Below are 23,363 nucleotides of genomic sequence, written 5' to 3'. Positions count from 1 at the left end.
CCCCAAGGCAGCCCGGTCTCGAAATTCCCGGGATGACAGTATGTCAGACGGCGGGAATAAGCCTTTTCTCGCCCGCTATGCGGTTCATGGCCTTCTGGAGCTTTTCGAATGCGCGCACTTCGATCTGGCGCACGCGTTCGCGGCTGACGTTATAGACCTGGCTCAATTCCTCGAGCGTCTTGGGGTCGTCAGTCAGGCGGCGTTCGGTAAGGATGTCGCGCTCGCGATCGTTGAGCGCGTCCATCGCCTCGACCAGCATGTCATGGCGGACGGTCTTTTCCTCGGCCTCGGCCACGATTTCATCCTGCAGCGGACCATCGTCCTGCAGGATGTCCATCCACTGGCCTTCGCCTTCCTCGCGCAGCGAGACGTTAAGCGAGGCATCGCCGCCCATCATCATGCGTCGGTTCATGTTGACGACTTCGGTTTCCGAAACGCCCAGTGTGGTCGCGATCTTGGCGACGTCTTCGGGGTGCAGGTCGGTATCCTCGTAGGCGTCGAGGTTCTTCTTCATGCGGCGCAGGTTGAAGAACAGCTTCTTCTGCGCGGCGGTGGTGCCCATCTTCACGAGCGACCACGAGCGCAGGATGAACTCTTGAATCGAGGCCTTGATCCACCACATCGCATAAGTAGCGAGGCGGAAGCCCCGGTCGGGTTCGAATTTCTTCACGCCCTGCATCAGGCCGATGTTGCCCTCGGAGATGAGTTCAGAGACAGGCAGCCCATAGCCGCGGTAACCCATCGCGATCTTCGCGACGAGGCGCAGGTGGCTGGTTACCAGCTGCGCGGCAGCTTCGGGATCCTCGTGTTCCTGATAGCGCTTGGCGAGCATGTATTCCTGCTCGGGCTTCAGCACGGGGAACTTGCGAATCTCGGAGAGGTAGCGGTTGAGGCTCTGCTCGCCACCCAGTGCGGGTACCGCGGGGAGGTTGCGTTGCTTGGTGCTCACTATCTTTTCCGTCCTTTCTAGGTCGGCCAGCGGTCAAAGACCCTTGCTAGGCATCTTAGCTTGTGGCCACCTTTTCATGATAGCACATAAAACCGATTTCAGTGTCGCAATTCGTCGATCAGTGTCCGCATATCGTCGGGAATCGGGCTGACGAAGTGGACCTTCTCCCCCTTAACGGGATGGATGAAGCCGAGTTCCGCGGCGTGAAGCGCCTGGCGAGAAAATTCGAGCCTCTGGAGGATCGGGCGAATCGCTGAAGGTGTACGTCCATAGACAGGGTCTCCCAATAGCGCATGGCCGATTGACGACATGTGAACGCGCACCTGGTGGGTGCGCCCCGTCTCCAGGCGGCATTCGATCAGGGTCGCGCCTTTCAGCAGTTCCAGGGTCCTGAAGTGCGTCACTGCGTGCTTTCCTCGTCCGTCCTCGACCAGCGCCATCTTCTTGCGGTTGGTATTCGAACGGGCGATCGCTCCGGTTACAGTTCCGGACGCGGGGATCGGACGCCCGCCGACGACGGCGTTGTAGGCGCGCTCGATCGAATGGTCGGCGAACTGGGCGGCCAGCACCTCGTGCGCGCGGTCGGTCTTGGCGACGACGAGCAGGCCCGAGGTGTCCTTGTCGATGCGGTGGACGATGCCGGGGCGTGCGACGCCGCCGATCCCCGAAAGCTGGCCGCGGCAATGGTGCAGCAGGGCGTTCACCAGCGTGCCGTCAAGGTTTCCGGCAGCGGGATGGACGACCAGCCCGGCGGGTTTGTCCACGACGATCAGGTGCTCATCTTCGAACACGACCTGAAGGGGAATGTCCTGCGCCACCGCTTCGGCGGGGGCGGCTTCGGGCACGGTGATCGCGAAAGGCGTGCCAGGTTCGGCCTTGAACGAAGCCTGCGACGCCCGCTTGCCCGCCAGCGACACGCGGCCTTCGCCCATCAGCGCTTTCACCCGCTCGCGCGACAGCCCGCTCGCCTCGGCCAGTGCCTTGTCGAGCCGTCCGCCGGTATCGCCGATCCGGCCTTCGATGATGTTTCCGTTTCCCCCCATCTTGGTTAGGATTTGGGGATGGTTATCGAAGTGACAAGTGGTGTTTTGGCAACACTGCGCGCCGAAGCGGAGCGCGCCGCGCCGGAAGAATGCTGCGGGCTGCTGCTGGGCTGCGGCGAACCGGGAGGGGAAGCGCGCATCGAGGCTGCCATGCAGGCTGTCAATGTCTCTGATCAGCCGCGCCTGCGATTTGAAATCGATCCCGCTGCCCTGCTGGCCGCACACAAGGCCGCGCGGACGGGAGCGCCGCAAGTGCTGGGCTATTACCACTCGCATCCGGTGGGTCATCCGGTGCCGTCCGCCGTGGATTGCGAACATTCCACCGGCGATTTGCGGATCTGGGCGATCATTGCTGGCGGGCATGTTGCTTTCTGGCGCGATAGCGGGAATGGTTTCCGGGAATTGACCTTTCGCATGGTTTGAGGGGACCTTGCGTAGCAAAGCTGATATCGGCCCCGGTCAGCCAAGAGAATGGAAAGCGCCTGTTTCATGACCACGAGCTCGCTCGAACTTGCAAGTCTCCTGTGTTCGCGTCTCTGCCACGATATGCTCAGCCCGGTCGGCGCCCTGTCGAACGGGCTGGAGTTGCTGGCGGACGAGAAGGATCCGGAGATGCGCCAGCGCTGTTTCGAGCTGCTGGACCAGAGCGCACGGATTTCCGCCGACAAGCTCAAGTTCTTCCGTCTCGCGTTCGGTGCGGCGGGCGGTTTCGGCGAGATGGTGCCCGTCAGCGAGGCGCGCGTGCTGGTCGACGGTCTGGTGGCCAACAATGCCCGGATCGTCCTCAACTGGGCCCTTTCGAGCGACTCGCTGCCCAAGCCCGCGATCAAGGTCCTGCTCAATTTCGCCCTGTTCGGCATGGAGGCACTGCCCCGCGGTGGCACGCTGGATATCGCTGCTGAATTTCGCGATGGCACGTCCGAAATCGTTGTGCGCGCCGCTGGGCAGCGCATAGCATTCGACCGGGACATTGGCCGGGCACTTGAAGGCTCCTTGCCGCCCGGAGATCTTTCCAGCCGCACCGCGCCGGCCGCGATGATCCAACAGCTGGCCGGAGAGCAGGGGGGCGAGCTGCAATATGTTCTTGCGGAAGATGCGCTGGTCCTCGGCGCGGTCCTTCCCGGAGCCTGAGGGAGCGAACGGCATGGGCGGGAGGCAAGAGCGATGAACCGCTGGCTGGTTAACCGCATTGTCGAATCGCCCAACTGGAACGAGCGCAAACTGCCCGTCTCAATGGTGGTGCTGCACTATACCGGCATGAAGAGCGCCGAAGAGGCGCTGCAGCGCATGTGCGATCCCGCCGCGGAAGTCTCTGCGCATTATCTGATCGACGAGGAAGGCATTGTCACCTCGCTGGTGCCCGAGGAAAAACGGGCCTGGCACGCCGGCCAGTCCTACTGGCGCGGGATTACCGACGTGAACTCGGCCAGTGTCGGTATCGAACTGGCCAATCCGGGGCACGAATTCGGTTACCGGCCTTTCCCGGAACCGCAGATGGATGCGCTGCTGCCGCTGCTCGCGGACATCATGGACCGGCACGACATCCCGCGTGCCAATGTCGTTGCCCATTCCGACATTGCGCCCGCGCGCAAGCAGGACCCGGGCGAATATTTCGACTGGCACCGCCTCGGCGAACTGGGGCTCGCGCTCGACATCCCGGCCGCGAAGATGAACCTGTTCTACGACAATCCCGGCGCGTTCTATCTTGCGCTGGAGCGCTTCGGTTACGACATCGCGGATGGCCGCGCCGCGGTGCGGGCGTTCCAGCGGCGCTGGCGACCGATGTTCATCGATGGCGAGATCGACGGCGAAATCGGCGGCATCCTGTTTGAACTTCTGCTGGAGCGCGATACGGGCCGCGCACGGTAAGCTTCCCTTATCCGAAATTCGTGCTAGGGCACGCGTCGCCGGGGAGCCGGGCAGCCGCGTCATTCGCAAGAATGCCGAGGAAAGTCCGGGCTCCACGAAACAAGGGTGGCGGGTAACGCCCGCCGGGCGAGGGAGGTTCTCAGGCCTGCCGAAGCTCAGGGAAAGTGCCACAGAGAGCAAACCGCCGATGGCCTCTTGCAGGCACAGGCAAGGGTGAAAGGGTGCGGTAAAAGCGCACCGCGCTTCCGGTAACGGAAAGCGGCATGGCAAACCCCACCCGGAGCAAGACCGAATAGGGGCTGCTGGCCATCTTCCGATGGCGGGTCGGTTTCGAACCCAGGCAGCCCGGGTTGGTCGCTGGAGCGATGCAGCAATGCACCGCCAAGAGGAATGGCTGCCACCGCGGCGTAAGGTCCCTGTTTTGGGAGACCACGCCAGGTACAGAACCCGGCTTACAGGCTCCCCGGCATATTCCTTCGGAGATGGATCAGGCTGCTACGCTGGCTTCGCCAGCTGCAGCATCGTGGTGGGCCTGCAGAAACCAGCGATCCGTGCCTTCGAGGCCGATCGCGGTAAGGGTGCCGTGCAGGAACGCGCCGGTGTCGATGCCGATCCGGTTATGGCGTACGTCCGGCTGCTCCGTGATCGTGTGGCCGTGGATGATGCAGGCGCCGAAATCACCCTTGTAGCTGAGGAACGGCTCGCGGATCCACCGGCAGTCTCGCCCGGTCTGGTCCTCGACCGGGGTGTCAGGATGGATGCCGGCGTGGACGAACAGATAGTCACCGATCCGGACCATCTTCTGGAAGCTGGAGAGAAAATCGACGTCATCCTGTGGGATGGCCGCGTTCATCAGTGCCTGCAGTTCTTCGAAATCGGCCGCAAATATCGCTTCGGCATCGACGCCGTAAGACTGGATCGTCTCGCACCCTCCGAACTGCACGAAGCCGCGCAGCGCGTCGATCTTGCTGCGGCTGGACAGCAGCATTTCCTCGTGGTTGCCCTGGATATATTCGATCTTGCGCGTCCGTCCCCAGTCGCGGGCGCGAGCGACCACGGCTGCGCTGTCCGGCCCGCGATCGACGAGGTCGCCGAGCAGGACAACTGTTGTGCGGGCAGGGCGCCGCGCGGCATCATCATCCTCGATCAGGCGGATCAGATTCTCGAAAAGGTCGATGCGTCCGTGAATGTCGCCGATTGCGTAAACGCGCTCTCCGGCGGGTACCGAACGGGGCTTCGTTGCGGATGAACGAGCCAGCAGGTTTCTGAATTTCGCAAGCATTCGTTGTGATGCGGTATACGAGTCGGTCCATTGCAAAACAAGAGATGCGCGCGGATGCGTGCAATAGTGACAAAAAGTCCACACATTGTTTCCAGATTGTCTCTGAATTGAAATTTTCCTTGTGCGCCACTGTGGTGCGTTGCAGCATTATTGTGCTGTCGCGAACCGGCCCGCCACGAGGCACGGCACGGCAGATGCAGGTGGGACGAGGCATTGAAAAAAATTGTGAGGGAATAAATATGACCATGTCCGTCCGCGGCGCCATTGCCGCAACTCTTCTTGCGGGTACCGCGCTTGCCGCCACTCCGGCATTCGCCGACGAGGCTGACGCACCGGCCGCAATCACCATCTCGGGCAACGTTGCGCTGACCACCGACTACCGTTTCCGCGGCGTTTCGCTGTCGAGCGGCGATCCGGCCATCCAGGGCGGCATCACCGTGGCGCATGAATCGGGCCTCTATGTCAGCACCTGGTCGTCATCGATCAACGGTGGTGACGTCTACGGTCAGCAGGAACTGGACATCCTCGCCGGCTGGTCGGGCGAAGTCACGTCGGGCCTGACGCTTGATGCGGGCCTGCTCTACTACGTCTATCCCAGCGGTCATGTCGGTGACGCGAACTACTGGGAGCCCTACGCATCGCTTTCGGGCGATATCGGTCCGGCGACCGTCAAGGTCGGCGTGGCCTATGACTGGAAGCAGAAGGGTCTCGGCCACGACGACAACCTGTATCTCTACGGCAATGTTGATGTCGCGATCCCCGACACCCCGCTCACAGTTTCGGGCCACATCGGTTACACCGATGGTGTTCTCGCTCCGGAATTCCTGAACGGTCTGGATGACCGCACGGGCTGGGACTGGTCGATCGGCGCCTCGGCGACGGTGTTTGGCCCGCTTTCGGTTAGCGTGTCGTACATCGGTGTGACCGGTCCGAGCGTCGACGGCTTCACCGACGACACCGTGGTCGGTACGCTGACCGCTTCGTTCTGATCGAACGAACACGCGAAACCTGTTTCGCAGGAGGACCCGTCCGGAGCGATCCGGACGGGTTTTATCTTTCTGAGTCAATATCTACTTGAGATAGAAGTCGATCGTCGTGACGACGCGCACTTTCTTGTAGGGCGTATCGGATACACCCCAGCCTCCGCCGGAATCGCCATCACGGGCGTCGATAGAGAAGTAGCCTTGTGTGGCGCTTTTGATGGCGCCCACTTCCGCACCGCTGTCCTTGGCAAACAGCTCGGCCGCTGCACGTGCGTCCTTCGTGGCCGCGGCGACCATGTCCGGCTTGATGTCGTTGAGCTTGGTGAAGGTGTAGGACATTCCCGAGCCTTCCTCGAGAATGACGCCTCGGCGGACCAGGTCAAACTGTCGGCGCACGGCATCCTCGGCACGCTTGATGTCGTGCGTGCGAAGCGTCACGCGCTGGCGCACGGTGAAATTCGGGACTCCGTTGTCCTTGTACTGTGAGACGTTCACCCCGGTTGGTTGAAGGGCATCGGCTGGAAAGCCCAGCTCGCGGAAGAAAGCCCGGATCTGCGTGGTGTCGTGATCGACACTGGCCTGTGCCGACGAAAGGTCGCCAGCTGTCGCGGAATATGTGATGGTCCAGGTCGCAAGGTCCGCGGTCACTTCGCGTTCTGCAAGGCCACGCACCGTCACGGCGCGGTCTGCGCGGTGCGCGCGCTTCAGCCCGTCGCCCAGCATGTATCCGCCGGCGATCATGCCAGCTGCAAGAATTACGGAACTCACGATCAAGCGCGGTGTTGCGAAACCGCGCATGGTAAGGCTGGAACGGTGGCTGGTCTCTGGGCTATCGTCGGACATGGCAGCTCTCCCTGTGGGTGTGCATGAGATGCCGCCATGCGGCTGTATGCACGATGAACCGTTCTTTTTTGTCGATGAACTGAGGAAGTGATTCCGTGACCCGATACCTCCATACCATGATCCGCGTAACCGATCCGGACGCGACGATCCGCTTTTTCGAGCTGATCGGCGTGAAGGAAACCCGCCGGTTTTCCGATGAGAAGGGGCGCTACACGCTCATCTTCCTCGCGCCCGAAGGGCAGGAGGATGTCGAAGTCGAGCTGACCTACAACTGGCCGCCGGACGACGGCTCGGCGGAAGAGTACACGGGCGGCCGCAATTTCGGCCACCTCGCGTACCGGGTCGATGACATCTATGCCACCTGTCAGCGTTTGATGGACGCCGGTGTGACCATCAACCGGCCGCCGCGCGACGGCCATATGGCGTTCATCCGCACGCCTGACGGGATTTCGATCGAATTGCTGCAGGACGGCAAGCTGGAGCCTGCCGAACCCTGGGCCAGCATGCCCAACGTGGGCGTCTGGTAGGGCCGCCTTCAGTCTGGCCGGGGTGCCTCCGGCGCCTTGGCCAGACGCAGGATGGCGTACCCCAGCAAGGAGGACAGCAGCGAGCCGAACAGCACGCCCAGTTTGGCTTCCTCGACCAGCAGCGGGTGGCGGGGGAAGGCGAGGGCGCCGATGAACAGACTCATGGTGAAGCCGATCCCGCACAGCACCGCCATTCCCCATAGCTGCATCCAGCTTGCCCCGGAGGGTCGCGGCGCAAAGCCGATCCGGTCGGCTGTCACGATGGCTGCGAAGATCCCCAGTTGCTTGCCCAGGAACAGGCCAAGTGCGATACCCAGAGGTACTGGATCAAGCAGGCCGGACAGGCCAATCCCGCCCAGCGCCACGCCCGCATTGGCAAAGCCGAACAGCGGAACGATCAGGTAGCTGTTCCATGGCGCCAGCGCGTGCTCGAGACGCAACAGCATGCTGTCTCCCTTGGGCGACAGCTTGAGCGGAATGGTGAAAGCGAAGACGACACCGGCGATCGTCGCGTGGATGCCCGAATAGAGTACGCAGTACCAAAGGCCGAAACCAAGCACGAGGTAGAGCGGCAGGCTGAACACCTTGCGCCGGTTCAGCAGGATCAGGCCGCCAAGGAAGACCAGCGCGCCGATGCCCCAGGCGAACTTGATCTGCGCGGTATAGAACAACGCGATGATCGCCACGGCCCCAAGGTCATCGACGATGGCGACAGTCAGCAGGAACAGCCGCAGGGCTGGCGGAACGCGGTTACCCAGCAGTCCCAGCACGCCGACGGCGAAGGCGATGTCCGTCGCGGCCGGAATGGCCCAGCCTCGCTGGACCGGCTGACTGGTTCCCGCGGCGAGCAGATAGATGAGCGCTGGCATCGCCATGCCGGCGGCGGCAGCGAGCACCGGCAGGCGGCGCTTGGCCGCGCTGGAAAGTTCACCGTCCAGTATTTCGCGTTTAATCTCCAGTCCCACGACGAAGAAAAACACCGCCATCAAGGCGTCGTTGATCCACAAGTGCAAAGTGTCGAGTTTCTGCACCGGCGTCCACGACAGTTCATGATGGAATAGTGCGTGGTAAGCGTATGACCATCCGGTGTTTGCGCAAATGATCGCCAATACCGCAACGAGAATGAGAATGATTCCTGACGCGGCGTCGCCGCCCATTAACTTTGTGAAACTGTTGGCTAATTTATTAGCAAAATGTCTGGGCATGGTCATATGTGTGATTTCGGGTGTTCTTCAGAAGAGGGCCGGCAAAGCCGGGCCAGTTGAGGGCTTGATATCATCTGAATGCAGGAAAGGGGAGTGGTGGGGGCCACTGACGCTATCCAGATTGCCATCGCAGCCGCGCAATGCATCGAACAGGAACTGCTGCTGTTCGCAGGGTTCTGGTTCCTCCTGGGAGCCATCGATGACATCGGCGTGGATATTTGCTGGATATGGCTGAAGCTGACCGGCCAGGCGCGGGTCCGGACGATCTCGCGCGACGAGGCAGCCAGACCCTTGCAGGGCCGGGCCGCGATCCTGATTGCTGCCTGGCAGGAAGCCGAAGTTATCGGTCATACGGTGCGTCATGCCTTGTCTGTCTGGCGGCAAGATGACTTCACCCTCTACGTCGGTTGCTATTCCAACGATCCGGGCACTGTCGCGGCAGCCATGTCCGGTGCGGGCGGAGATGCGCGCGTCCGGATCGTGATCCACGAAAATGCCGGACCGACTACCAAGGCGGATTGCCTCAATCGCCTTTACACCGCCTTGTGTGACGATGAACGCCGATGCGGATATCGCTTCCGCAGCGTCGTTCTGCACGATTCCGAAGACATGGTCCACCCGGCTGAACTGGCGGTCATCGACGCCGGGCTGACAGCTGCGGATTTCGTACAACTGCCGGTCAGGCCCGAACCGCAGCCGGCATCGCCCTGGGTGGCGGGCCACTATTCGGACGAGTTCACCGAATCCCATGCCAAGGTCCTGGTTGTCCGCGATGCCCTGGGGGCGGCAATCCCGGCTGCGGGCGTGGCCTGCGGATTCTCCCGGGACATCATGGACGGGATCGCCCGGCGGCGTAAGGCCGAAGGGAGTCCCGGACCTTTCGCTGCCGAATGCCTGACCGAAGACTATGAACTGGGCGTACTGGTCTGGCGCGAAGGCGGTACCTCCCGTTTCCTGCGGGTTCGCGATGCAGAGGGCGGCCTCGTGGCAACGCGCGCCTATTTTCCCGCCCGTCTCGACGATGCGGTGCGCCAGAAGGCGCGTTGGGTACACGGGATTGCATTTCAGGGCTGGGACCGCCTCGGCTGGGGGAAGGGAATTGCCGACCTTTGGATGGTGGTGCGCGACCGTCGCGGGCCGCTGGCCACGCTTGTGTTGACTTGCGGCTATGCCCTGGTGGTCATCGAGGGATTGCTGGGCCTCGCATGGCTGATGGGCGCGCGGCGCGCAATGGCCATTCCGCCGCTGTTGCATGTCATGCTGGTGCTTTGCCTGGCCGGCCTTGCGTGGCGGCTGGTAGCCCGGTTCGCCTTTACGGCCCACGAATATGGCGTCACTGAGGGGCTGCTGGCCGTGGTGCGCGTGCCTGTAGCCAACTTCATCGCCATACTCGCGGGCCGCAAGGCCTTCGCCAGCTACTTGCGGACTTTGCGCGGTGCGGCTGTCCGTTGGGACAAGACCGAGCATGCGGCGCATCCGGTGACGGCTGCTACCGGCAGGGCGTCATCCCTGTGACGGTGGCAACCCAGCCGCGTGGGCAGCCACTCGTTGCGCTTCTGGCGGTGCTGGCCGGATGGATCGGAGGCAGGGTTGCGACCTGGGAAGCACCAGTGCTGGCTGGCGGTGCCATGACCGAAGCGGGATCCGCACAAATTGACCGTACCCGTTCCGATGGGCCGTGGAGAAGTGGGCCGCAGTCGTTTCCGGGAATGGATACTTACGCGCTCGCTGCCGCAATTCCGGACCATGATCGGCCCGTGATTGCAGGCGAATCATTCATTGGTGTGGCTGGGAAAGCCTCCGGCCATGCACACGATGCAAGAACGCCTCAGCCTCCGGTCCGGTTCTTGGGGGCTGGCGGCCGAGGGTGGTATGCAGATCCACTGGGCTTGGGGGCTTCTGCGGGAATGTTGATGTCTGCATCCTCGCCGGCATATGGCTTGAACCGCGTCCGGCAGCCGCACTTTGCAGGTGCAGGTGGACCTCCGTTGCGTTTGGACGCCGTACCTCGCGGCGTGCCGCCAGTTGCGATTGGCCGGGCCTCAGCGGGGCGTTGGTCGGCCGACGCATGGGCCTTGTTTCGTCATGATCTCGGGGGGACACGATCGCATGGTCCATTGCCCGCCGTTTACGGCGGCAGTCAAGCAGGGGCAATTTTGCGATACCGCCTCGATACGGCCTCTCGCTTCCGTCCGGCCGCCTACCTGCGCGGGACAGCTGCGCTGGGTATGGAGCGCGAGACGGCTGCGGCTCTGGGGGTGTCGGCACGCCCTCTGCCGGAACTTCCGCTTGTCGTCGCGGTCGAAGGGCGCCTGACAGACCAGGGGCAAGCCACCGTGCAGCCTGCAGTTCTGACCTACACGGAGTTACCGCCCTTCGCCTTGCCACTCGGCGTGCGGGCTGAAAGCTATCTGCAGGCTGGCTATGTCGGCGGCCGCTTCGCGACACCGTTTGCTGATGGGCAATTACGGCTCGACCGGCGCATCATGCCATTGAGACGCGGCGGGCTGCGCATTGGCGGCGGAGTTTGGGGCGGTGTGCAGAAAGGCGCCTCGCGGCTTGACCTGGGGCCGTCTGCCGTTGTGACAATGCCATTGAATGCGAGGGTGTTCAGCCGGATTGCCGTGGACTGGCGCTTTCGTGCGGCTGGCGATGCGGCACCCGGTTCCGGGCCTGCTGTAACACTTTCCGCAGGTTTCTGAATCGCGCCTTTTCTCGCGTGCCGCACTGCGGTAGCGAGGACCCAGAAATGGATGTCTATCTTCCCATTGCCAACCTCTCGGTCAACGGTCTGATCATCGTTGCCCTGGGAGCGATCACCGGGCTGCTTTCCGGCATATTCGGCGTGGGCGGCGGGTTCCTGACGACCCCGTTGATGATCTTCTATGGTATCCCTCCCACAGTCGCAGCTGCGTCAGCCGCGAGCCAGGTGACCGGTGCCAGCGTGTCGGGCGTGTTCGCGCATTCGCGGCGTGGCGGTGTCGACTATCAGATGGGCTCGGTGATGGTGGCCGGCGGCATTCTGGGCACCGGCATCGGCGCAATCCTCTTCAACCTGCTCGAAAAACTCGGACAGATCGATACCGTCATCAACATTCTCTACGTGCTGCTGCTGGGCTCGATCGGCGGCCTGATGGCGAAAGAGAGCATCCAGGCGATCCGTGCGGAGCGCTCCGGCGTGCCCATTGCCGCGCGCAAGCGGCGGCACCACCCGATGGTGGCAAGCCTGCCGATGCGCTGGCGCTTCTACCGGTCGGGCCTCTACATTTCACCGCTGGCGCCCCTCCTGCTGGGTATGGGGACGGGCATCCTGACGATGCTGATGGGCATCGGCGGCGGGTTCATCCTTGTTCCAGCCATGCTCTATATCTTGGGCATGAGCGCCAATGTCGTTGTCGGTACCTCGCTGTGGCAGATTCTGTTCACGACGATGGCGACGACGATGATGCATGCGCTCACCACCCATGCGATCGACATCGTCCTGGCGTCGCTGCTGCTGTTCGGGTCGGTCACCGGAGCCCAGATCGGTGCGATGTTCTCGCAGAAGGCCAATCCGGTGAAGTTGCGCCTGTTGCTGGCCGCGATCGTGCTGCTGGTCGCTGCGCGCATGGCGCTGGGGCTCGGCTACCGGCCGGACGAAATCTACACGATGGCGCCGCTGTGAGGCGCTGGCTGGCCCCGCTGCTTGCGCTTTGCGCCCTGCCGTTGCTGAGCGGTGCGCGCGATCCGATCCTGGTGCCGGAAGTCTCGCAGCACGAAGTGGACTTGCAGCAGGGCTTTACCGGCACCGAACTGCTGCTCTTCGGTGCCATCCTCACACCCGAAGGTTCGCGCGCGGCGCAGGATTACGACATTGTCGTGGTCCTCAAAGGACCGACGCAGTCGATTGTCCTTCGCGAGAAGCAGAAGGTGGCCGGAATCTGGCTCAACGCCGCCAGCACCGAGCTCCGCTCCGCACCGTCCTACTATGCCATCGCGTCCACCCGGCCAATCGCGGATATCGTCGATGACAAGACTGCGGCGATCTACGAACTGGGGCTGAAGTGGCTGCAGCTTTCGCCGATCGGGGCGATCAACCCGGCGGAACAGGCCCGCTTTGCGGCAGGTCTGGTCGATCTCAATCGTCACAACGGCCTCTACCGCGAGGAGGAAGGCGGGGTGAAAGTCAGCGAGCAGGTGCTTTATCAGGCCCGCATCGGCCTGCCTTCTCGCGTGCCGACGGGGACTTACACGGCGGAGACTTTTGCCATCTCCAAGGGCCGCGTTGTGGCTTCGGCCAGCAGTCACGTGGAAGTGCGCAAGCTGGGCGTCGAGCTGGCGATCGCCCACTTTTCGCAGGATTACGGTTTTGCCTACGGGCTCCTGGCCGTATTCGTGTCGGTGGGCATGGGCTGGCTGGCCGGGCGCCTTTTCGCACTCGTTTGAGGTTGAGCGGCTTTAGGGGTAAATTAACCGCCGGCGATTTACGCAGCATCAGGTGCCCCAAATTCTGGTGTTGAATGGATCAGATGCGACTTGACGGTTTCGACAAGGCTCACGAGGTGACGGCTGCCGAAACCCCCTTGGGCCGTCAGACGGCTCATCACGGGATGACACCGATTGGGGTCGTTCTGGAAATTGCCGGTGCAGGCACGCGGATCGTTTTCGATGCCAACCGTCTGAACGAGATATCCAGTGATCCTGATCCGTCGATTGCGCTGTCCGGAAAGGTCGGCAGCCAGGTCAAGATCCGTGTCGGCAACGGCTGGCTTCTCGCCAGTGTGCGCAACCAGAAGCAGGATCCCCACAGCCCCGGCGACATTGTCGTGGAAGCGGACTTTCTTGGCGAAGGCCAGGAAGAGCGCCTGACGGGTCGTATCCATGGTTTCCGCCGCGGTGTCACCTTCTACCCGATCCCCGGCGCGCTGGTCTATCCGGCCACCAGCGAGGACTTGCGCCAGATCTATGCGAGCGACGGGCGCAGTTCGATCCAGATCGGCAATGTCTATCCCACCAAGGACATCCGTGCCGGCCTCTATGTCGACGCTCTGCTGGGCAAGCACTTTGCGCTGCTCGGTTCTACCGGTACCGGCAAGTCGACCAGCGCGGCGCTGATCTTGCACCGGATTTGCGAACATGCGCCCGAAGGCCATATCATCATGGTCGACCCGCACGGTGAATACGCTTCGGCATTCCGCAGCACGGGCATGATCTTCGACGTCACCAACCTGCAGATGCCGTACTGGCTGATGAACTTCGAGGAGCACTGCGAGATCCTGCTGACTTCGCGGGGCGACGATCGGCAGCTCGATTCCGAGATCCTGTCCAAGTGCCTGCTCGAAGCGCGTTCGAAGAACCGGCTGGCCGAGCAGGTGGGCAAGATTACCGTGGATTCACCGATCCCCTATCTGCTCTCGGATCTCGGCACCATCATCAACAACGAGATGGGCAAGCTCGACAAGGGGCACACCAGTGCGCCCTACCTGCGCATTCGCAACAAGCTCGACGAGCTCAAGGGCGATCCGCGCTATCAGTTCATGTTCTCGGGCATGCTGGTCGGCGATACGATGGCGAGCTTCATCACCAAGCTGTTCCGCATGCCCTCGTGCGGACGGCCGATCTCGATCATCGACGTCTCGGGCGTTCCCTCGGACATCACCAGCACGGTCGTCGCCGTGCTCAGCCGCCTTGTCTTCGACTTCGCCATCTGGGCGCGCGAGGAAAAGACGCGGCCGGTGCTGCTGGTCTGCGAAGAGGCGCACCGCTACGTGCCCAGCGAGAAGAACGCCGACGGCTCTTCTGTCGGGCGTATCCTGTCGCGCATCGCCAAGGAAGGCCGTAAGTACGGCATCTCGCTCGGCCTGATCACGCAGCGTCCTTCGGACCTTGCCGAAGGCGTTCTGTCGCAGTGCGGCACGATCATCTCGATGCGCCTCAACAACGATCGCGACCAGGCCTTCGTGCGCGCCGCCATGCCCGAAGGCGCGCGCGGCTTCCTCGATTCCATCCCGGCCCTGCGCAACCGCGAATGCATTATCTGCGGCGAGGGCGTGGCGATCCCGATTCGCGTGTCCTTTGACGACCTCGAGGAACACAAGCGCCCGGCTTCGGCGGACCCCTCGTTCACCGAGCTGTGGAGCAGCTCAGGCGGCGAGGAGGAAATGGTGCTGCGTACGGTCCATCGCTGGCGCGCGCAGGGGCGCTGACCTTCATTCCTCCCCGCGCGCCGGGGAGGACCGCATCCTCACATGCTGAACGCGCTGCGCCACTTGCCGAAGCGGTAGTAGCCCAGCGTCAGCACCACGGTCAGCACCGAGCCGACCGGATAGGCCCACCACACCGCCTCGCTGTCGATCACCGGACGCGCCAGCCAGTAGAAGCCCAGACGCCCCGGATAGAGCCCCAGGAACATGATCACCAGCGGCGCCACCACGGCGCCATAGGCGCGCATCGTGCCGGTCAGGATCACGGTGATCGAGACGATCACGAACGAAGCCGTGCAGACCAGCTGGATATGTTCGGCGATCGGCATGGCCGGGCTGTCGCCGCCCAGGAACAGCGCCAGCAGCGTATGGTCGAAGCCGACGATCAGTGCTGCCACGGTCGTCGACATCACGAGGTTCGTGAACATGCCGGTGATCGTCACCTTGCCGACGCGGCCATGATCGCCCGCGCCCAGCGACTGCGCGACCATGGCGCTGACCGCCGAACTGATCGCCATGGCCGGCATCTGCAGGTAGTTCCACAGCTGCAGCGATGCGCCGTAAGCAGCGGCGGCGTCGAGCCCTTCGCGGTTGACGAGACCGACCATGATCAGGCTGGCGGAGGAGACGATCAGCATCTGCGCACCCATCGGCAGGCCCTTGGTGACGATGTAGCGCAAGTCCTCGCTGCGCGGCAGGAAATAGCCCAGTTCGTGCCCACGCAGGCGCATCGGCAGGTCCTGCCGGTAGATGCGCCAGACCTGATAGACCAGCCCCGCGATGTTGGCGAAGGCGGTGGCCGCCGCAGACCCGGTGATGCCCAGTTGCGGGATCGGGCCGAAGCCCATGATCAGCACCGGATTGAGCACGGCGTCGATGACCACCGTCAGGATCATCGCGAACATCGGCGTCTTGGAATCGCCCGCGCCGCGCATCGCCATCGAGACCATCAGGCCGACCGACGCGATGGGCAGCGCCAAGAACATCACCCGAAGGTAGGCCAGGGCTTCTTCCCTGCTGGCATCGGGCGTGCTCATCGCGTGGAGCATGGCGGGGCCGTAGACCCACCCCGCGATGGCCACGGCAATCGCAAGTGCCGCGGAAAAGCCCGTGCCCGAACCGAACGTCTTGCGCGCGGCCAGGATGTCGCGTGCGCCGAAATGCTGGCCGATGCGCACCGTGGTGGCCATGCCGAAGCCGAAGATCGCGGCATAGAGCAGGAACATCAGCACGTTGGCATTGGCAGTGGCGGCCAGCGCGCTTTCGCCCAGAAGCCGGCCGACCCAGATCGCGTTGACCGAGCCGTTCAGGGTCTGCAACACGTTCGACAGCAGCATCGGCACCGAGAACAGCAGCAGCGTCTTCAGGATCGGACCCTGCGTGAGGTCGCCCCTGATCGTGGGAAGCTCCTGCGGCGGAACTTCGGTTTCGCAGGTGGGATCTTCACCGCTTGGAATGGGGGAGGCCTCGTTCATGTTCCTCTCGTGTCTCCCCACAGGTGGATGTGCAAGCGATCGGTGAAGCGTAAACCGTTCTGCGAACAGAATTCCGCCAGCCAGATGCTGCGGGTGCGCAGGACATCGCCGGAGCGGCCTTCGGGCATCAGGAACAGCCGGTCGCCGGGAATGGCGAAAGTCTCCTGTAGCGAGAGGACTTCGGCCAGATCGCCGGGTTCCGCCACCACGAATTTGAACACGGCGCGCGGATCGGCGGCCCATGCGGCGAGGCGTTCCGGGATCAGGGCCAGATCGGCCGGATTGCCGCTATGCGCCAGCTTGGGGCTGACATTGAACTGGTGGACCATGGGATCGAGCGCGGCGTGCGGGGCGACTGTGCCGTTGGTCTCGATTTCGATGTGCATTCCCGGCCGGATGCGGTTCAGTGCTTCCACCATGCGGGCCAGTGCTGCGCCCTGCAACAGCGGCTCGCCGCCGGTGATGACCAGCCGGTCCGGCGGCAGCGCGGCAATGGCCTGCGCCACTGCTTCCTCGCCCATGGTGAGCTGGTTGGTGTTGCGCTCGAAGGCCGCGTCGTCGCGGTGCGGGCGGTTATCACCCTCGAAACGCCAGGTGTAGGCGGTGTCGCACCATTGGCAGGCGAGGTTGCAGCGTGAGAGGCGCACGAAGGTGCTCGGCCGCCCGATCGAGGGGCCTTCGCCCTGCAGCGAGGCGAACAGTTCCGGTTCGCCCGGAGTGGTGGTGGCCAAAGTCAGCATGGGGGTGTGAAAGTCACAAGGTTACAGATCAGGTTGACACGCTTTACACGGTCCAGAGGGAAAGGAATGTGTCACCTTGCGCCGGACTGTCACCTTGTGTGGAAGAGGCAGGGTGGAGGCGGGGCAGGGCGGACATTGCGCCAGAGTGGCAGAAGCTGTGCGGGTAGGAAAATGAAATTGCGGTTGGGGCACTGTTGTTCTTCCCCCTTGATGGGGGAAGGATACTAAGCCTTGACGAGCGCAGCGAGGCTAGGCGCAGTTGGAAGGGGGGTGACGACGAAGCGTGGCGCTCGTCTTCACCTCCACCCAACTCCGGCAAGGCAGACAAGCTGCCAAGCCTTCGTATCCCTCCCCCATCAAGGGGGAGGAGGACGTTATGCTCTTACCCCAGTCGCTGGAGCGCAGCTGCCAACCGTTCCGCTTCCGCCGCGTGCATGGCGTGATCAGCGCGAGCCTTCTCGACCGCCTCAGGCTTGGCCTTCTCGACGAACTTGGGGTTCGACAGCCGGCCTTCGAGCGACTTGGCTTCCTTCTGCGAGGCGGCCAGCGCCTTTTCGAGACGGGCCTTTTCGGCGGCGATGTCGATCACGCCTTCGAGCGGGATCGTCAGCATCGCATCGCCGGCGCCGACCTGCATCGCCGCGCCCGCCGGCGCCGCTTCGAAATGGATCGCATCGAGGCGGGCGAGGCGGTCCACCGCCGTGCCGTTGCGCCCGATGATCGCTTTGGTCGCGTCCGAGGGATCTGCGAGGTAGGCCGTCAGGCGCGCGCCCGGCGCGATGCCGAGTTCGGCCTTGGCGCCGCGCAGGTTGCCGATCAGCGCGATCAGCCATTCGACCTCGCGCTTGGCATCGGCATCGACCGTCGCCTCGGGAGCAGGCCACGCGGCGGTAATCAGCGGATAGCCTTCCCGGTCGCCCATCTTGCTCCACAGCTCTTCGGTGACGAAGGGCATGAAGGGGTGGAGCATGACGAGGATCTGGTCGAGCACCCAGCCGGCGACGGCCTTGGTCTCCTCGTCGAAGTTGCCCTTCACCAGTTCGATGTACCAGTCGCAGAACTGGTCCCACACGAAGTGATAGACGGTGTTCGCTGCTGCGTCGAAGCGCAGGTCGGCCATCGCCTTGTCGAGTTCGGCGAGGGTCTCGACGACTTCGCCGATGATCCACTTGTTGACCGCGCTGGTGGCGGTAGGCGCGGCGACCGAGGTGCTCGCGCCGATGCCGTTGCTCTGGCAGAAGCGGGCGGCGTTCCACAGCTTGGTGGCGAAGTTACGGTAACCCTCGACGCGCTTCTCATCCATCTTCACGTCGCGGCCCTGGCTCTCCATGGCGGCCATGAAGAAGCGCAGCGCATCGGCGCCGTACTGGTCGATGAGGCCGAGCGGATCGACGACGTTGCCCTTGGACTTGGACATCTTCGCCCCGTCCGCCGCGCGTACGAGACCATGCAGGTAGAGCCGCTTCCACGGCACTTCCTTCATGAAGTGCAGCCCCTGCATCGCCATGCGTGCATCCCAGAAGAACAGGATGTCGAAGCCGGAGATCAGCAGGTCGTTGGGGTAGTGGCGCTTCACCAGTTCGGCATCGTCCGGCCAGCCGAGCGTGGCGAAGGGCCACAGCGCGGAGGAGAACCAGGTGTCGAGAACGTCCGGGTCACGTGTCAGAGTCACAGAACTAAGCTGACCATTGGAAACCGAATAGAGGTATTCGCCTTCACCGGATTCAGGGATGCAGACTTCAATGTCTGGGCCATAGTATTCTCTGGCTAACGCCAGCGCTTGGTCTTCCTGAGCAGCTACGAATGGAACGTATGTTCTGTTGCCAGATTGCGGTTGTTTGAAGTTGTCGGGGTTCGAGAGGTCAGGCCCATACCACGCCGGAATCCGGTGCCCCCACCAGAGCTGGCGGCTGACGCACCACGGCTGGATGTTCTCCATCCAGTTGAAGAAGGTCTTTTCCCAGGTCTTCGGGACGATTTCGATCGCGCCCGAGCGCACCGCCTCGATCGGCGCCTGCGCGAGCTTTTCGGCATCGACGTACCACTGGTCGGTCAGCCAGGGCTCGATCACCACGCCGCCGCGGTCGCCGTAGGGCGTCTGGATCGTGCGCGGCTCGGCGTCGTGCTCGACGTCGTTGCCTTCCTTGTCCTTCACCACGTGCGGGATGAGGAAGCCCAGTTCCTTCATCTCGGCGACGATCTGCTCGCGCGCCTCGAAGCGGTCGAGCCCGAGGAACTGTTCTGGGATGAGGCCGTCCGCGGTCTGGCAGACATGCGCTTCGGCATCGAGCATGTTGAGCATCCCGGCGGGCTTGAACCCGGCGCGCTTGCCCACCTCGAAGTCGTTGAAGTCATGCCCCGGCGTGATCTTCACCGCGCCCGAGCCCAGTTCCGGATCGGCGTGCTCGTCGGCCACGATCGGGATCTCGCGCCCGGTGATCGGCAGGATCACGGTCGCCTTGCGCGCCAGCAGCGCCTTGTAGCGCTCGTCTTCCGGGTTCACGGCCACGGCCATGTCGGCCAGCATCGTTTCCGGGCGCGTGGTGGCGACGGTGATGAAGCCCGATCCGTCCGAGAGCGGATACTTGAAGTGCCAGAAGCCGCCCTGGACCTCGCGGGTTTCCACCTCGAGGTCGCTGATCGCGGTCTTGAGCTTGGGGTCCCAGTTCACCAGCCGCTTGTCGCGGTAGATCAGGCCCTGATTGTAGAGGTCAACGAAGACCTTCACCACCGCCTTCGTAAAGTGCGGGTCCATGGTGAATTGCTCGCGGCTCCAGTCCATCGAGCAGCCCAGACGGCGGAGCTGGCCGGTGATGGTGCCGCCGCTCTCGTGCTTCCACTCCCAGACCTTGTCGATGAACTGCTCGCGCGTGTAGTTGGTTCGCTTGTCCTGCTTCGCCTCCATCTGGCGCTCGACCACCATCTGCGTGGCAATGCCCGCATGGTCAGTGCCCACCACCCACAGCGCGTCCTTGCCGCGCAGCCGTTCGTAGCGGATGACGATGTCCTGCAGCGTATTGTCGAGCGCGTGGCCGATGTGCAGGCTGCCCGTGACGTTCGGCGGCGGGTTCACGATGGTGAAGGGCTGCGCGTCCGGGCGTTCCGGGTGGAACAGGCCGTTTTCTTCCCAGTGGGCATACCACTTCGCCTCGATCTGGGCGGGGTCGAAAGTCTTGTCCAGGGCGGTTTCAGGCGTGGTTTCTGTCATGGCGCGGGCGCTTTGCCAGCGGGCGGGTTTGCGCGCAAGGCGAGAGTGCCATGCTTTCGCCGCAAGGATGCTTCATGACGAATGGTGACACAGTTCATCGCAGCCGTGGAACCACTTGCCGGTCCACGCTTTTTCCCTCAATACGGGCCGGGATGCGGGATTACGCGGAATTTACCCTGTCGGAGAGCGACGATGGCAGCGTCCGCACACTGGCGCTGAAAGGGCACTTGCGCGTCTTTTCTCTGGGAGATCTGGACGCGCGGCTGCGGCCGCTCGACGGCCAGTTTCAGCGCATCGACCTGTCCGAAGTGACCGACATCGACACCACCGGGGCCTGGCTCGTGTCGAGCTATGCGCGCGATCGGGGCATCGAGACGACCGGTGCCAGCGAACAGGCGCGGCGGCTGTTCGCTGCCCTTGGAAACATGCAGGAGAACGAGGCGGAGCCGCAACCGCGTCCCTCGCTGCTGATGCGCACGCTGGGCGACGTGGGTAATGTGATGATCGGCTGGGGCAATGGTTTCCTGCAATCCATCGCGTTTCTGGGCGAACTGGTTGCGGCGCTGTTCACCACCCTGCGCCATCCCTCGCGGCTGCGCGGTACGGCGCTGGTGCACCACATGCAGTATGTGGGCATCAACTCGCTGTGGATCATCGGGCTGATGAGCTTCCTCATCGGCATCGTGATCGCGCAGCAGGGCGCGGTGCAGCTCGAGCAGTTCGGGGCCGAAATCTACACGATCAACCTGACCGGGCGTCTGTCAATGCGCGAACTGGGCATCCTGATGACCTCGATCATGGTCGCGGGCCGCTCGGGATCGGCCTTCGCCGCGCAGATCGGCACGATGAAGCTGACCGAGGAAGTGGACGCCATGCGCACGATCGGCGTCTCGCCGATGGAAGCGCTGGTGGTGCCGCGCGTGCTCGCCTCGATGATCATGATGCCGCTGCTCGGGTTCTATTCGGCGGTGCTCTCTATCATCGGCGGCGCCTTCATCTCGAACTTCGCGCTCGACATCCCGTTCTGGACCTTCCTGCAACGCACGCAGGAAGTGGTGCCGATCACCGACGTGTGGATCGGCCTGATCAAGGCTCCGGTGTTCGCGCTGATCGTGGCGCTGCTCGGTTGCTATCAGGGCATGCAGGTATCCGGCAACGCCGAGGAAGTGGGCACCCGCACCACGCAGGCGGTGGTCACCGCGATCTTCACGGTGATCGTGCTCGACGCGTTCTTCGCGATCTTCTTCACCGAGATCGGCTGGAAATGACGGATCTGTCAGGCGGCTATGAGGGCGAATACCCGATCGTGGTCGAAGGCCTGCGCAATGCCTTTGGTGAACACGTGATTCACGAGGATCTCTCGCTCAGGGTGCGCAAGGGCGAGGTGATTGGCGTCGTCGGCGGATCGGGCACCGGAAAGTCGGTGCTGATGCGCTCGATCATCGGGCTGCAGCATCCCACTGCAGGCCGGGTCGAAGTGCTCGGGCACGACATGCTCCAGCCACACGAGGAGGCGGGGATCGACATCCGCTCGCGTTGGGGCGTGCTGTTCCAGGGCGGCGCGCTGTTCTCCACGCTGACCGTGGGCGAGAACGTCGAAGTGCCGCTCAAGCAGTTCTACCCGGAGATAGCGCCGGACCTGCGAAGCGAGATCGCGCGGTTCAAGGTGCGCCTGTCCGGCCTGCCGGAAGAGGCGGCATACAAGTATCCGAGCGAACTGTCAGGCGGCATGAAGAAGCGCGCCGGCCTCGCCCGCGCGCTGGCGCTCGATCCGGAGCTGCTGTTCCTTGACGAGCCGACCGCCGGCCTCGATCCGATCGGCGCGGCCGCGTTCGACAGCCTGACGCGCGAGCTCAAGGAGACGCTGGGACTCACCGTTTTCCTGATTACCCACGATCTCGACACGCTCTACGCGATCTGCGACCGGGTGGCGGTGATCGCCGACCGGCAGGTGATCGCGGTCGGCACGATCCCGGAACTGCTCGCGCTCGATCACCCGTGGATTCAGGAATACTTCAACGGCCCGCGTGGCCGGGCGGCACTGGCGGCCAAGGGCGATCCCGAAGTGGAAAGCGCCATGGACAGCACAGGCAAGACGGGGGCATAGGCTTAGGGCATGGAAACACGGGCCAATAATGTCTGGGTAGGAGCTGTCACGCTGGTGCTGCTGGCGGCGCTGGCGGCCTTTGTCCTGTGGCTCGCGCGGCTGAACCAGGGCGCGCAGAACGAATACGACATCTTCTTCAAGCAGTCGGTCGACGGGCTCGCGAAGGGGTCGGAAGTCGCCTATTCCGGCGTGCGTGTCGGTCAGGTGAAGGGGATAGAGTTGTGGCGCAAGGATCCCAGCTTTGTGCGCGTACGGATCAAGGTGGATGAGCACGTGCCGGTCACCATCGGCACCTCGGCGACGATACAGGGCAGCTTTACCGGTGTGTCCGACATCCAGCTGGAAGGCGCTAAGAAAGGCGCGCCGCTGCTGACCGAGCCGGGACCGGAAGGCGTGCCGGTCATTCCCACCACCCGGGGCGGGCTCAGCGAAGTGCTGGCCAATGCCCCGCTGCTGATGGAGCGGCTGGCGACACTGACCGAGAATCTCAACCTGTTGATGTCCGAGGATAACCGCAAGGCGATTGGCGGTATCCTCCAGAATACAAACAAGATGACGCGTGATCTGGCCGTCGCCGCACCCGAAGTACGCAAGACGCTGGTCGAGCTGCAGGGCACTCTTGATCAGGCAACCCAGACGCTGGCCTCGTTTCAGGGCGTGTCCGACAAGGCGAGCGACCTGCTGGGCAGCGAAGGCAATTCGCTCGCCGTGCAGTTGCGCCAGACGCTGGCTTCGGCACAGAAGTCGATGGATCAGCTCAACAAGACCATGGCACACGCGCAGCCAGCGCTCGATCGGGTTTCGCAGAGTACGCTGCCGGCGGCTGAAGCGGCCATCCGCGACTTACGCGCGACCAGCAAGGCGCTGCGCAACGTGACCGAGAAGATCGACGAGCAGGGTGCTGGCGCCCTGATCAAGGGGCAGACACTGCCCGACTACAAACCGTGAAT

21 protein-coding genes and 1 other RNA gene are annotated in these 23,363 nt (G+C 63.3%); 14 read left to right on the top strand and 8 right to left on the bottom strand.

All coding sequences use genetic code 11. The features are described from left to right. Window positions 1-43: 43 nt before the first annotated feature. The gene (gene rpoH, locus MTR64_RS01750; RefSeq protein ID WP_243990129.1) at window positions 44-949 is read right to left on the bottom strand and encodes an RNA polymerase sigma factor RpoH; all 906 of its coding nucleotides are present in this window, start codon (window positions 947-949) and stop codon (window positions 44-46) included. Between the two features lie 98 nt (window positions 950-1,047). Continuing rightward, a complete protein-coding gene (locus tag MTR64_RS01745) occupies window positions 1,048-1,992 on the bottom strand; it encodes an RluA family pseudouridine synthase (protein ID WP_243990127.1) in 945 nt (314 codons plus the stop codon). A gap of 18 nt (window positions 1,993-2,010) precedes the next feature. Here MTR64_RS01745 and MTR64_RS01740 point away from each other — a divergent pair, with 18 nt between their 5' ends. The 4 genes from MTR64_RS01740 to rnpB all read left to right on the top strand — a co-directional run bounded on the left by MTR64_RS01740 (window position 2,011) and on the right by rnpB (window position 4,332). Then, entirely contained in the window at window positions 2,011-2,415 is a 405-nt protein-coding gene (locus MTR64_RS01740) for a Mov34/MPN/PAD-1 family protein (protein ID WP_243990125.1), read from the top strand. A 66-nt stretch (window positions 2,416-2,481) separates the two neighbouring features. Further along, window positions 2,482-3,123 (top strand): histidine phosphotransferase family protein, encoded by a 642-nt coding sequence (locus tag MTR64_RS01735; protein WP_243990123.1) that lies wholly within the window; start codon window positions 2,482-2,484, stop codon window positions 3,121-3,123. A 33-nt stretch (window positions 3,124-3,156) separates the two neighbouring features. Continuing rightward, window positions 3,157-3,861, top strand: a complete 705-nt coding sequence (locus MTR64_RS01730) for an N-acetylmuramoyl-L-alanine amidase (protein ID WP_243990121.1) — start codon at window positions 3,157-3,159, stop codon at window positions 3,859-3,861. A 38-nt stretch (window positions 3,862-3,899) separates the two neighbouring features. Then, an RNA gene (rnpB, locus tag MTR64_RS01725) (RNase P RNA component class A) lies at window positions 3,900-4,332 on the top strand. 16 nt (window positions 4,333-4,348) lie between these two features. On the opposite strand, the gene MTR64_RS01720 is transcribed toward rnpB, so the two are convergent. Beyond that, the gene (locus tag MTR64_RS01720) at window positions 4,349-5,143 is read right to left on the bottom strand and encodes a metallophosphoesterase (protein ID WP_243990119.1); all 795 of its coding nucleotides are present in this window, start codon (window positions 5,141-5,143) and stop codon (window positions 4,349-4,351) included. Between the two features lie 239 nt (window positions 5,144-5,382). Between MTR64_RS01720 and MTR64_RS01715 the strand changes: the two genes are divergently transcribed. After that, window positions 5,383-6,132, top strand: a complete 750-nt coding sequence (locus MTR64_RS01715) for a TorF family putative porin (protein ID WP_243990117.1) — start codon at window positions 5,383-5,385, stop codon at window positions 6,130-6,132. Window positions 6,133-6,213: 81 nt separating this feature from the next. Here MTR64_RS01715 and MTR64_RS01710 read toward each other — a convergent pair whose 3' ends face one another. Next, entirely contained in the window at window positions 6,214-6,924 is a 711-nt protein-coding gene (locus tag MTR64_RS01710; RefSeq protein WP_243990261.1) for an SIMPL domain-containing protein, read from the bottom strand. 140 nt (window positions 6,925-7,064) lie between these two features. Here MTR64_RS01710 and MTR64_RS01705 point away from each other — a divergent pair, with 140 nt between their 5' ends. After that, the gene (locus tag MTR64_RS01705) at window positions 7,065-7,496 is read left to right on the top strand and encodes a VOC family protein (protein WP_243990115.1); all 432 of its coding nucleotides are present in this window, start codon (window positions 7,065-7,067) and stop codon (window positions 7,494-7,496) included. 8 nt (window positions 7,497-7,504) lie between these two features. On the opposite strand, the gene nhaA is transcribed toward MTR64_RS01705, so the two are convergent. Continuing rightward, complete coding sequence (nhaA, locus tag MTR64_RS01700; RefSeq protein WP_419144903.1) at window positions 7,505-8,707, bottom strand: Na+/H+ antiporter NhaA; 1,203 nt, start codon at window positions 8,705-8,707, stop codon at window positions 7,505-7,507. An 87-nt stretch (window positions 8,708-8,794) separates the two neighbouring features. On the opposite strand from nhaA, the gene MTR64_RS01695 reads away from it, so the two are divergent. The 5 genes from MTR64_RS01695 to MTR64_RS01675 all read left to right on the top strand — a co-directional run bounded on the left by MTR64_RS01695 (window position 8,795) and on the right by MTR64_RS01675 (window position 14,886). Further along, window positions 8,795-10,216 carry a glycosyl transferase family protein gene (locus MTR64_RS01695; protein WP_243990111.1) on the top strand — a complete coding sequence of 474 codons (1,422 nt, stop codon included), beginning with the start codon at window positions 8,795-8,797 and terminating at the stop codon, window positions 10,214-10,216. 641 nt (window positions 10,217-10,857) lie between these two features. Continuing rightward, window positions 10,858-11,403: a hypothetical protein gene (locus MTR64_RS01690; protein ID WP_243990109.1), complete on the top strand. Its 546-nt coding sequence runs from the start codon at window positions 10,858-10,860 to the stop codon at window positions 11,401-11,403. Between the two features lie 47 nt (window positions 11,404-11,450). Beyond that, on the top strand, window positions 11,451-12,365 hold the full coding sequence (locus MTR64_RS01685; RefSeq protein WP_243990107.1) for a sulfite exporter TauE/SafE family protein: 915 nt from the start codon (window positions 11,451-11,453) through the stop codon (window positions 12,363-12,365). Continuing rightward, on the top strand, window positions 12,362-13,126 hold the full coding sequence (locus tag MTR64_RS01680; RefSeq protein WP_243990105.1) for a TIGR02186 family protein: 765 nt from the start codon (window positions 12,362-12,364) through the stop codon (window positions 13,124-13,126). Before MTR64_RS01685 ends, MTR64_RS01680 begins: the two co-directional genes overlap by 4 nt. An 83-nt stretch (window positions 13,127-13,209) precedes the next feature. Then, window positions 13,210-14,886 carry an ATP-binding protein gene (locus tag MTR64_RS01675; protein ID WP_419144905.1) on the top strand — a complete coding sequence of 559 codons (1,677 nt, stop codon included), beginning with the start codon at window positions 13,210-13,212 and terminating at the stop codon, window positions 14,884-14,886. Between the two features lie 38 nt (window positions 14,887-14,924). Here MTR64_RS01675 and MTR64_RS01670 read toward each other — a convergent pair whose 3' ends face one another. The 3 genes from MTR64_RS01670 to MTR64_RS01660 all read right to left on the bottom strand — a co-directional run bounded on the left by MTR64_RS01670 (window position 14,925) and on the right by MTR64_RS01660 (window position 20,306). After that, window positions 14,925-16,358, bottom strand: coding sequence for an MATE family efflux transporter (locus MTR64_RS01670; protein ID WP_243990101.1), 1,434 nt, complete (start codon window positions 16,356-16,358; stop codon window positions 14,925-14,927). After that, window positions 16,355-17,098, bottom strand: a complete 744-nt coding sequence (locus tag MTR64_RS01665) for a 7-carboxy-7-deazaguanine synthase QueE (RefSeq protein ID WP_243990099.1) — start codon at window positions 17,096-17,098, stop codon at window positions 16,355-16,357. The genes MTR64_RS01670 and MTR64_RS01665 overlap by 4 nt, the downstream gene beginning before the upstream one ends. Before the next feature lie 382 nt (window positions 17,099-17,480). Further along, window positions 17,481-20,306, bottom strand: coding sequence for a valine--tRNA ligase (locus MTR64_RS01660; RefSeq protein ID WP_243990097.1), 2,826 nt, complete (start codon window positions 20,304-20,306; stop codon window positions 17,481-17,483). A 152-nt stretch (window positions 20,307-20,458) separates the two neighbouring features. Between MTR64_RS01660 and MTR64_RS01655 the strand changes: the two genes are divergently transcribed. From MTR64_RS01655 to MTR64_RS01645, 3 genes are read left to right on the top strand one after another with little or no spacing between them, the layout of a single operon-like run. Continuing rightward, window positions 20,459-21,574, top strand: coding sequence for an ABC transporter permease (locus tag MTR64_RS01655; RefSeq protein WP_243990094.1), 1,116 nt, complete (start codon window positions 20,459-20,461; stop codon window positions 21,572-21,574). After that, the gene (locus MTR64_RS01650; protein WP_243990091.1) at window positions 21,571-22,413 is read left to right on the top strand and encodes an ABC transporter ATP-binding protein; all 843 of its coding nucleotides are present in this window, start codon (window positions 21,571-21,573) and stop codon (window positions 22,411-22,413) included. Before MTR64_RS01655 ends, MTR64_RS01650 begins: the two co-directional genes overlap by 4 nt. Before the next feature lie 9 nt (window positions 22,414-22,422). Then, a complete protein-coding gene (locus MTR64_RS01645) occupies window positions 22,423-23,361 on the top strand; it encodes an MlaD family protein (protein WP_243990090.1) in 939 nt (312 codons plus the stop codon). Window positions 23,362-23,363: the final 2 nt, after the last annotated feature.

The organism is Novosphingobium album (ex Hu et al. 2023), assembly GCF_022832385.1.
Taxonomy (GTDB): Bacteria; Pseudomonadota; Alphaproteobacteria; order Sphingomonadales; family Sphingomonadaceae; genus Novosphingobium; species Novosphingobium album.
Note: the sequence above shows the minus strand (reverse complement) of the source record. Positions and strands in the feature narration are given on the sequence as shown.